9 protein-coding genes and 1 pseudogene are annotated in these 8,964 nt (G+C 62.6%); 4 read left to right on the forward strand and 6 right to left on the reverse strand.

The window, feature by feature from the left end; genetic code table 11:
- A pseudogene (locus RWT78_RS25240) lies at positions 1–197 on the forward strand (SIMPL domain-containing protein); the annotation flags it as partial.
- 51 nt (positions 198–248) lie between these two features.
- Here the strand turns inward: RWT78_RS25240 and RWT78_RS25245 are convergent.
- The 4 genes from RWT78_RS25245 to RWT78_RS25260 form a co-directional block, all read right to left on the reverse strand.
- Positions 249–1,883, reverse strand: a complete 1,635-nt coding sequence (locus RWT78_RS25245; RefSeq protein WP_003942609.1) for an MDR family MFS transporter — start codon at positions 1,881–1,883, stop codon at positions 249–251.
- Between the two features lie 5 nt (positions 1,884–1,888).
- Positions 1,889–2,377: a MarR family winged helix-turn-helix transcriptional regulator gene (locus tag RWT78_RS25250; protein ID WP_003942624.1), complete on the reverse strand. Its 489-nt coding sequence runs from the start codon at positions 2,375–2,377 to the stop codon at positions 1,889–1,891.
- Positions 2,378–2,531: 154 nt separating this feature from the next.
- On the reverse strand, positions 2,532–3,800 hold the full coding sequence (locus tag RWT78_RS25255) for a TRAM domain-containing protein (protein WP_314681714.1): 1,269 nt from the start codon (positions 3,798–3,800) through the stop codon (positions 2,532–2,534).
- 48 nt (positions 3,801–3,848) lie between these two features.
- Positions 3,849–5,843 carry an APC family permease gene (locus RWT78_RS25260; protein WP_007732857.1) on the reverse strand — a complete coding sequence of 665 codons (1,995 nt, stop codon included), beginning with the start codon at positions 5,841–5,843 and terminating at the stop codon, positions 3,849–3,851.
- A 171-nt stretch (positions 5,844–6,014) separates the two neighbouring features.
- Between RWT78_RS25260 and RWT78_RS25265 the strand changes: the two genes are divergently transcribed.
- The 3 genes from RWT78_RS25265 (at position 6,015) to RWT78_RS25275 (ending at position 7,756) form a co-directional block, all read left to right on the forward strand.
- The gene (locus RWT78_RS25265; protein WP_003942587.1) at positions 6,015–6,680 is read left to right on the forward strand and encodes a TrkA family potassium uptake protein; all 666 of its coding nucleotides are present in this window, start codon (positions 6,015–6,017) and stop codon (positions 6,678–6,680) included.
- A gap of 86 nt (positions 6,681–6,766) precedes the next feature.
- Positions 6,767–7,429: a TrkA family potassium uptake protein gene (locus RWT78_RS25270; RefSeq protein ID WP_003942632.1), complete on the forward strand. Its 663-nt coding sequence runs from the start codon at positions 6,767–6,769 to the stop codon at positions 7,427–7,429.
- 33 nt (positions 7,430–7,462) lie between these two features.
- Positions 7,463–7,756 carry a GNAT family N-acetyltransferase gene (locus RWT78_RS25275; RefSeq protein ID WP_003942641.1) on the forward strand — a complete coding sequence of 98 codons (294 nt, stop codon included), beginning with the start codon at positions 7,463–7,465 and terminating at the stop codon, positions 7,754–7,756.
- Here the strand turns inward: RWT78_RS25275 and RWT78_RS25280 are convergent.
- Together RWT78_RS25280 and RWT78_RS25285 are read right to left on the reverse strand one after the other, a co-directional pair.
- Entirely contained in the window at positions 7,749–8,462 is a 714-nt protein-coding gene (locus RWT78_RS25280) for a DUF3159 domain-containing protein (protein WP_003942611.1), read from the reverse strand. The two genes, RWT78_RS25275 and RWT78_RS25280, sit on opposite strands and share 8 nt — an antisense overlap.
- 52 nt (positions 8,463–8,514) lie before the next feature.
- Positions 8,515–8,889, reverse strand: a complete 375-nt coding sequence (locus RWT78_RS25285) for an OB-fold nucleic acid binding domain-containing protein (protein ID WP_003942613.1) — start codon at positions 8,887–8,889, stop codon at positions 8,515–8,517.
- Positions 8,890–8,964 lie beyond the last annotated feature (75 nt).

Here is an 8,964-nt window from a genome sequence, read left to right on the forward strand (position 1 = left end):
AAGCGAAGGCCAGACCGTTCGCAGACCTGGATGAAAAAGACCTGGTGGTCGTCCGCGCGGTGCTGGCGGACTTCGACCAGATAGTGCCGATGCGCGGACGTGTCGCGGCCATGAAAGCGGATTCGGCCCCGATAGCCGTCGAACGCGGAGAGATCGAAGAATCGATCTCGGTCCGCGTTCGATGGGCTATGGCGTGACAACAGTAGTTCAGAAGACGCTGCCGGCAGTAGACCAGCCGGGCATGCGGATCAGCGAGTGAGGTTCTTCTCTTCGCGCTCTTCTTCGTACTTCTGCTCGGCGTCGGGGGTTGCCATGTCGATGGTGGTGCGCAACGGACGGTTCGGGATGAAGACGACCGACACGAGCGTGACCACGGCGACGACGGCTGCGACCAGGAAGATCCGTCCTGTTGCGTCGCCGTAGGCGAACCGAACGATCTGCGAGACGAAGTCAGGCATATTGCTCAGGTCGAGGCCGTCCTGGAGGCTCTTTCCAGCTACTGCCTGCTGCTCGGGCGGCAAGGTGGAGACCGAATCGACTGTCAGTGTCTTGACGCGGGTCGCAAGAATCGAACCGAGCACCGACACGCCGATCGCGCCGCCGAAGGTGCGGAAGAACGCCACGATACTGCTGGCCGCGCCGATGTTCTCGACGCTGACCGTGTTCTGCACGGCGAGCACGATGTTCTGCATCAGCATGCCGGTACCGAGACCCACGATGGCGATGAAGATTCCGATGGTCCAGAGGCTGGTGGCGTGGTCGATCGTCGACAGCAGCCCGAAACCGACCAGCAGCAGAACTGCGCCGGCGACGATGAAGGGCTTCCACTGACCGAACTTGGTGATCAGCTGGCCCGATCCGACCGAGGCGACGAGCATGCCTGCGACCATCGGGATGGTGAGCAATCCGGCTTCGGTGGGATCGAATCCGCGTGCGGTCTGGAAGTACTGCGTCAGGAACGTCGTCGCGCCGAAGAGGCCGACACCAACTGCGATCGAGGCGATGATCGCGAGAGCCGTAGTGCGCTCGGTGATGATCTTGATCGGCAGGATCGGATCCTTGACCTTGGATTCGACGAACATCGTCAGGCCGAGCAGGGCCAGACCACCGATGACGAAGAAGGCCGACTCCTTCGAGAACCAGGCGTAGTAGTCGTCCTGACCGGCAAACGACACCCAGATCAGCAGGACGCTGACACCGGCGGTGAGCAAGGTGGCGCCCATCCAGTCGATGGAGACGTTGTCCTTCTTCACGGTCTCGACGTGCAGTGTGCGCTGAAGCAGGAACAATGCGATGACTGCCAACGGAACACATACGTAGAAGCACCAGCGCCAGCCGGCAGTGTCCACGAGGACGCCGCCGAGGATCGGTCCACCGGACATCGAGACGGCCATGGCCGCACCCATGTATCCGGAGTAGCGACCGCGATCTCGCGGCGGGATGATCGTGCCGATGATGGCTACGACGAGAGCGGTCAGACCGCCCATACCGATGCCCTGGATGACACGCGCACCGAGCAGCAACGGAACGTTGTGCGCCGCGCCGGCGATGACCGAGCCGATCACGAAGATGACGATCGCGGTCTGGACCAGGACCTTCTTGTTGTAGAGGTCGGCAAGCTTGCCCCAGATCGGCGTCGACGCCGCGGTGGCGAGCAACGCTGTCGTGATGATCCAGGCGTACTGCGTCTGAGTTCCGTGCAGTTCACCGATGATCGTGGGAAGCGCTGTGGAAACGATGGTGCTGCTGAGCAGCGCGGTGAACAGCGCTGCGATGAGTCCGGTGAGTGCTTCGAGAATTTCGCGGTGAGTCATCGCGCCCGCTTCGCGAGCCGATCCGTCACCTCCGGTACTTGCCCGGGTTTCTCCTACTGTTGCTGCCATGTGCCTTATCTCCCAATACTTTCTACGCCCGTGTGCGGAACTGCCGGTGAGGCCTGCCGATTCGATGCGCCGAACGTCTCGTTGAGACGTTGCAGCGATGTCACTGCGGCCATGGCCTCTTCCTGGCTCCAGTCTTCGAGCATGTTGCGCAAACGCGCCGCACGCCGCTGCGTGGTTCTCCGTAAAACGTCGTGTCCCTCTTCCGATACTCGGATGCGGAACGCCCGCTTGTCAGCCGGATCGGGATTTCTCTCGACATACCCAGCGTCGACCAGATCCGACATTTGTCGGCTGAGCGACGACTGACTGACACACAGATCGACGGCCAATTCGTTCTGTCGGCACTCCCCACGCGCTGCCAGCATGAACAACACACTGACCAGCGCAGGCGGCAGCAGGCTGTCTGCACCGGTGGTGACCGCGGCTCGCAGCGATCTGCCGAACATGAAGATCGTGTCGACGAGCGCTTGGGCCGTCTCCGGCTGTACCGACATTGCCTACCCCTGAATTCGAGTGGCCCGAACGAGCCGTGACTTGAAAACGGAAAACTACTTGCAGAACGAAACTATACGATTAGTTGCGTAATGCAAGCAACTGTTGTGAACGCGAGAAGCGTCACACCGTTTCAGGGAAAGATTTCGGGACGTCTCAGCGTTCGAGGAGCGCGATGCACTCCATGTGGTGAGTCTGGGGGAACGCGTCGAACGCCCGGAGGCCACCGATTCTGAAGCCCTGCTCCAGGTAGAGGCCGATATCGCGACCGAACGACGCCGGGTCGCACCCGATATGGACTATCCGCTCAGCGCCCGTTGCGGCGAGAGCTTCCACGACCGGACGGCCGGCTCCCGCACGTGGCGGGTCGAGCACGACGACAGCAGGCGAACGCTCCAGATCCGCGATGATGTTCTCGACGCGGGCGCTGTGGAAGCGCACCTGACCGAGATCGGACAGCGCTGCCTGCCCGTCCGCGACTGCACGCGCCGAAGATTCGACGGACTCCACCACGCCGGACGGCCCGACAAGCTCGGCGAGCGCTGCTGCGAACACGCCGACACCGCCGTAGAGATCCCAGGCCGTGTCCGCGGTAGCGGCTCCGGCCCAATCACCGACCACCTGTGAGTAAGTGGCCGCAGCGCCGCGATGGGCCTGCCAGAAACCGGTCGCGGCCAGCGCCCATTCTCGATTGCCGACGCGCTCGATCACTGTGTCCGATCCGATGGCAACTCGGGTCTTTCGCGGGCCGCCGCTTGCCGCTCGGCGTGCCATCGCGCCGCGTCGCCCGGGCGTCCGCCGTCCCGTCTTGGACACTGCGGGTGCCGCGATTTCCACGACGTGCCGCTCGCCGGCAGCGTCGAGAACAACCTGCAGCTCGCTACCTGGCGCCCACTGCGCACCGCCGAGACCGTCGTACGCGCTCTGATCGATCTGGGTGCACCGGAGGTCTGTGACGATCCGGTTGCTCCGGTACGCGTGGTATCCCGCGACCCCGTGCCCGTCCACCGCCAACCGGACTCGCGTGCGCCAACCCGTTCCGCCTCCGGTTCCGGGCAGTTCCTCTACCTCGACGTCCGATTCGACACGAGCGAGTCGCAGAAGCTGCTCCCGCACGACCGAGGTCTTCATCTCACGTTGGACGCTCAGATCCGCATGCGAGTAGTCGCAGCAGCCCGCCCCGCCCGGGCCGGAGATCGGGCATGTCGGATCGATCCGATGCGGAGAAGCGTCGAGAACGGTGATCGCGTCGGCGCGGCAGAACGATCCGCCCTTGTCCTCGGTCACCCGGACCAGCGCCCGCTCCCCCGGCAAACCGTGACGGACGAACACGACCCGCCCCTCGTGCCGGGCGACGACGAACCCGCCGTGACCGGGGTTGCCCAGATCGACGTCGAAGGTCTGTCCGGTCCAATTCTCACTCAACGAACTACGCCTGCCATTTCGATGTTGCCGATCATTTTTCGCCGGTGATCATTTCTCGCCGGTGTCGTAACCACGACGCGTCGCACCTGCGGTCTTCTCGATGTCGAGCGGCTTCGCCTTTGCCGACGAACTCAGCTGCCACGGAACGCTCGTCACCATCACGCCGGGCTGGAAAAGCAGACGACTCTTCAGACGAAGCGCGCTCTGATTGTGCAGGATCTGCTCCCACCAGTGTCCGACGACGTACTCGGGAATGAAGACGGTGACGACATCACGCGGAGCATCGCGTCGTACACGCTTGACGTAGTCGAGAACCGGCTTGGTGATTTCGCGGTACGGCGACTCGATCACCTTGAGCGGAACCGTCACGTCACTCTTCTCCCACTCCCGCACGAGTGCGCGGGTGTCCGGCTCGTCGACGTTGACCGTGATGGCTTCGAGGGTGTCCGGTCGCGTGGCTCGCGCGTAGGCGAGAGCTCGCATCGTCGGCATGTGCAACTTCGAGACGAGCACGATCGAGTGCGTGCGGCTGGGCAGTACGCCGTCCCACTCCTGCTCCTCGAGCTCGGCTGCGACGCTGTCGTAGTGCTTGCGGATCATCTTCATCACGATGAAGATCGCGACCATCGCGACGATGGCGATCCATGCGCCGGCAGCGAACTTGGTGATCAGAACGATGATCAAGACGGTGGCGGTCATTGCCAGACCGATCGAATTGATCACTCGCGAGCGCTGCATACGGGCCCGCTGCGCCTTGTCGGTCTCGGACTTCAGATGCCGAGTCCAGTGCTTGATCATGCCCGTCTGGCTGAGCACGAACGAGACGAAGACGCCGACGATGTACAACTGGATGAGCTTGGTGACCTCGGCGCCGAACACCACGACGAATGCGATGGCAGCACCGGAGAGGAAGAGGATTCCGTTGCTGAATGCCAGTCGGTCGCCGCGCGTGTGCAGCTGACGCGGTAGGTACCGATCCTGCGCCAGGATCGATCCGAGTACCGGAAATCCGTTGAACGCGGTGTTCGCGGCCAGAACCAGGATCAGTGCCGTGACGATCGCCATGAAGAAGAAACCGATCGGGAAACCACTGAACACGGCTTCGGCGATCTGCGCGATCAAGGTCTTCTGATGGTAGCCCTCCGGCGCTCCGACCAGCTGTTCCTGCGGATTGTGTGCGTAGACGATGCCGATCTTCTGAGCCAGGATGATGATGCCCATCAGCAGGACGATGGCGATCGACCCGAGCAGCAGCAAGGTCGTGGCAGCGTTGCGCGACTTCGGCTTCTGGAACGCCGGTACGCCGTTGCTGATGGCCTCGACGCCGGTCAGTGCGGCACAGCCCGAGGAGAATGCGCGGGCGATCAGGAACGCGAAGGCAATTCCGTACAGATGCGAATCCTCGGCGTTGAGCGTGAACGACGACGATTCCGCGTGCACATCCTCGCCTAGGACGTAGATCCGGAAGAATCCCCACCCGAGCATCAGGAACATACCGACGATGAATGCGTAGGTCGGAATTGCGAACGCGGTCCCCGATTCACGGATACCGCGAAGGTTGACCGCGGTCAGCAACACGATCGCCGCAACCGCGAACAACACCTTGTGCTGCGCGACGAACGGCAGAGCCGAGCCGATGTTCGACGCCGCCGACGAGATCGACACGGCGACCGTCAGCACGTAGTCGACCATCAGCGCACTACCGACGGTCAGACCGGCGGTCGGGCCGAGGTTGACCGTCGCGACCTCGTAGTCGCCGCCACCGGAGGGGTATGCGTGGACGTTCTGGCGGTAGCTCGCCACCACCACAGCCATGACGATGGCGACGGACAATCCGATCCAGGGTGTGTACGCATACGCGGAAATACCCGCGACGGAGAGAACCAGGAAGATTTCTTCGGGGGCATACGCGACGGACGACATCGCGTCGGACGCGAAGACCGGTAGTGCAATTCGCTTGGGTAGCAGCGTGTGCCCGAGTTTGTCGCTTCGGAACGGCCGACCGAGCAGGAGCCGCTTGGTAGCGGTCGAGAGCTTAGACACGTGCAAAGCGTAAGCCGTCTCGCCCGATTCGGAGTCATCAGAGCCCCAACTTCACCTTTTGTCGTGACAACCGGCACGCGAGCGACCGTTGTACTTGCTCTTCCCGTGAGGGGCTGTACCGTTCGATTCGGCGTGCAATCGCGCCATGAGGGTCCATGAACGGAGTAGGGCGTGTATGTCGTCATCATGGGGTGCGGTCGAGTGGGTTCTTCCCTCGCCGCGTCTCTGACCAGGATCGGACATGAGGTCGCCGTCATCGACCGCGATCAGAGTGCGTTTCTGCGTCTCGATCTCGACTTCCCGGGAACCAAGGTTCTGGGAATGGGGTTCGACCGTGACGTGCTGGTCCGGGCGGGAATCGAGCGGGCCGACGCCTTTGCCGCGGTGTCCTCGGGAGACAATTCCAACATCATCGCAGCGCGAGTCGCACGCGAGACTTTCGGCGTCGAACGCGTCGTCGCACGTATTTACGACGCCAAGCGTGCCGCCGTTTACGAGCGACTCGGCATTCCCACGGTCGCCACCGTGCCGTGGTCGACAGATCGTTTCCTGCACACGTTGACCAAGGAAAGTCAGACTGCGAAGTGGCGCGATCCTTCGGGCACTGTCGCCATCACCGAACTTGCCCTGCACGAGGATTGGGCGGGCAAGCCGATCGCGCTCCTCGAGGGCGCGACCAGTTCGAGAGTCGCCTTCATCATCCGCTTCGGGACCGGCATTCTCCCCGACCGCAAGACTGTCATTCAGGCCGACGATCAGGTCTACATCGCCGCCGTGTCGGGAACCGTCGCCGAAGCTGTCGCACTGGCCGGCAACCCGCCGCCGAGCGACGACTGAGGGAGGCCGCAGATGACTGATCCGTACGCCGCCCCCCACAACAAGACTGCGACTGTGTTGCACTACAACGTGATTGGAAGTTCTCGATGAAGGTCGCCATCGCCGGAGCCGGCGCCGTAGGCCGTTCCATTGCGCGAGAGCTGATTCGAAGCTCACATGACGTCATGCTGATCGAACGCAAACTCGATCACATCGAACCGGAGTCGGTGCCCGAGGCGAAGTGGGTGCACGCGGACGCCTGCGAACTCAGCAGACTCGAGGACGCGTCGATGGAGTCGTACGAGGTCGTGATTGCCGCGACCGGAGACGACAAGGCAAACCTGGTCCTCAGCCTGCTCGCGAAAACCGAGTTCGGTGTTCGCCGAGTTGTCGCCCGCGTCAACGATCCCCGCAACGAGTGGCTCTTCGACGAGTCCTGGGGCGTGGACGTCGCCGTCTCGACACCGCGGATGCTCGCTTCGCTCGTCGAAGAGGCCGTCTCGGTCGGTGACCTGGTCAAACTGATGACACTGCGGCAGGGACAGGCCAACCTCGTCGAGATCACGTTGCCCGACAACACACCTCTTGCCGGAAAAGCCGTCAAGAAACTCGAACTTCCGCGAGACTGCGCACTGGTCACCATCCTGCGTGGCGGACGCGTGATCGTCCCGCAGATGGACGATCCCATCGAAGGCGGGGACGAACTGCTCTTCGTTGCGGCCGTCGACGCCGAGGATCAGTTGCGCGTTGCACTCCGCCTGGAGAATTGACCGACGAACACACTGACGACGAAAGGGAATCACATGGCACAAGCGCCCGAAAACACCGTAGTCACCGACAATCCAGCCCAGAGCCGGTACGAGATCCATGCCGACGGCGACCTCGCTGGGATCGAGGACTACACCACCTCCGGTGACGTCGTCTCGTTCAACCACACCGAGATCTACCCCGCCTTCGAAGGTTTCGGATTGGCCGGGGTTCTCGTCCGCCAGGCTCTGGACGACCTACGAGCACGCGGCCTCAAGGTTCACCCGGTGTGCCCGTACGTCGTGAAGTTCCTCGACAAGCACCCCGAGTACCAGGACCTGATCAGCTGAGATCGCGGTCTTCGCGCGGCTTCGTCAGATTCACCGAGCCCACCTCTTCGGACCCTGCGTCCGTGGCGGTGGGCTCGCTGCTTTCGGGCTCCACAACCGGTTCAGGCTCGACGATGCGATCGGCCTTACGCACAGCCCAGACCGTCACGAGCAGCACCAAACCGGTCAACGGCCAACCCATGCCGATACGCGCGACTGCGAGCCATCCGGTGTGGTCGGTGTCGTAGAGCTGTGACTGAACGAGATACCGCGCACCGAAGACCAACGCCCACGCTGCCGTCGCGACGTCGTAGAGCCGGACGGCGGAGCTGTGCTTGCGCCAGAGATTGCCGTGCCCGTTGAGATAACCCCAGATGATTCCGACGAGGGGCCAGCGTACGAGGATCGAAATCAGGAAGACCGCACCGTAGGCGAGGCTCGTGTAGATACCGAAGAGGAAATATCCTTTGGCGTCGCCGGTGCGGTAGGCGATGAATGCGGAAACTCCGACTCCGAGAAAACCGGAAATAGCGGGTTGGAGGGAATCCTTGCGGAAGAGGCGCCAGGCCGCGATAGCGACAGCGACGCCCAATGCGGCCCAGATTGCCGCGGTGAGATTCCAGATGCTGTTGACCGGGACAAAAATCAGAATCGGCAAAGACGAATAGATCAGACCACTCAGCCCGCCGAGTTGGTCGATTACCGATCGCTGTTGTGTTTCAGTCACCTGTCGAGGGTGCCACAGTCACCGAGTTGCACGGTAAATGCGGGAAACGCGCCTATTCGCCGCGCAGTTCGTAGTAAGGGTTGAAGATCGCCTTGCGACCGTCACGCTCGCCCACACGACCGCGGATCAGCAGGGTCTTACCGGTCTCGATTCCCGGGATCCGGCGACGCCCGATCCAGACGAGATTGATCACCTCGGTGCCATCGAAGAACTCGGCCTCGATACTGGCATTTCCCGACTTGGGACACGCGTCGACGCTGCGGAGTCGGCCCACCATCGTGACTTCTTCACCGCGACGACAATCGCATGCCTTCTGACCTCCGGAAGCCTTGTTGGACTCGGCCATCTCCTGGGCGTCCAACTGGTCGACGTCCTCGGTCAGACGCTGGGTCAGTCGACGAAAATATCCTGCGGCGGCGGGTGCCATTGCGCGCTCCTGCGAACATGTGTGACGCAAGGGTTTCGCGTCACGTGAAGGGCTGTGTGATCGCCACTGTAGACC

The organism is uncultured Rhodococcus sp. (assembly GCF_963525155.1).
GTDB lineage: Bacteria > Actinomycetota > Actinomycetes > Mycobacteriales > Mycobacteriaceae > Rhodococcus_F > Rhodococcus_F qingshengii.

Bases quoted from the DNA above. Each gene is read 5' to 3' on its own strand.
- RWT78_RS25245 (WP_003942609.1), bottom strand. From the start codon at position 1,883: ATGGCAGCAACAGTAGGAGAAACCCGGGCAAGTACCGGAGGTGACGGA.
- RWT78_RS25250 (WP_003942624.1), bottom strand. From the start codon at position 2,377: ATGTCGGTACAGCCGGAGACGGCCCAAGCGCTCGTCGACACGATCTTC.
- RWT78_RS25270 (WP_003942632.1), top strand. From the start codon at position 6,767: ATGAAGGTCGCCATCGCCGGAGCCGGCGCCGTAGGCCGTTCCATTGCG.
- RWT78_RS25275 (WP_003942641.1), top strand. From the start codon at position 7,463: ATGGCACAAGCGCCCGAAAACACCGTAGTCACCGACAATCCAGCCCAG.
- RWT78_RS25285 (WP_003942613.1), bottom strand. From the start codon at position 8,889: ATGGCACCCGCCGCCGCAGGATATTTTCGTCGACTGACCCAGCGTCTG.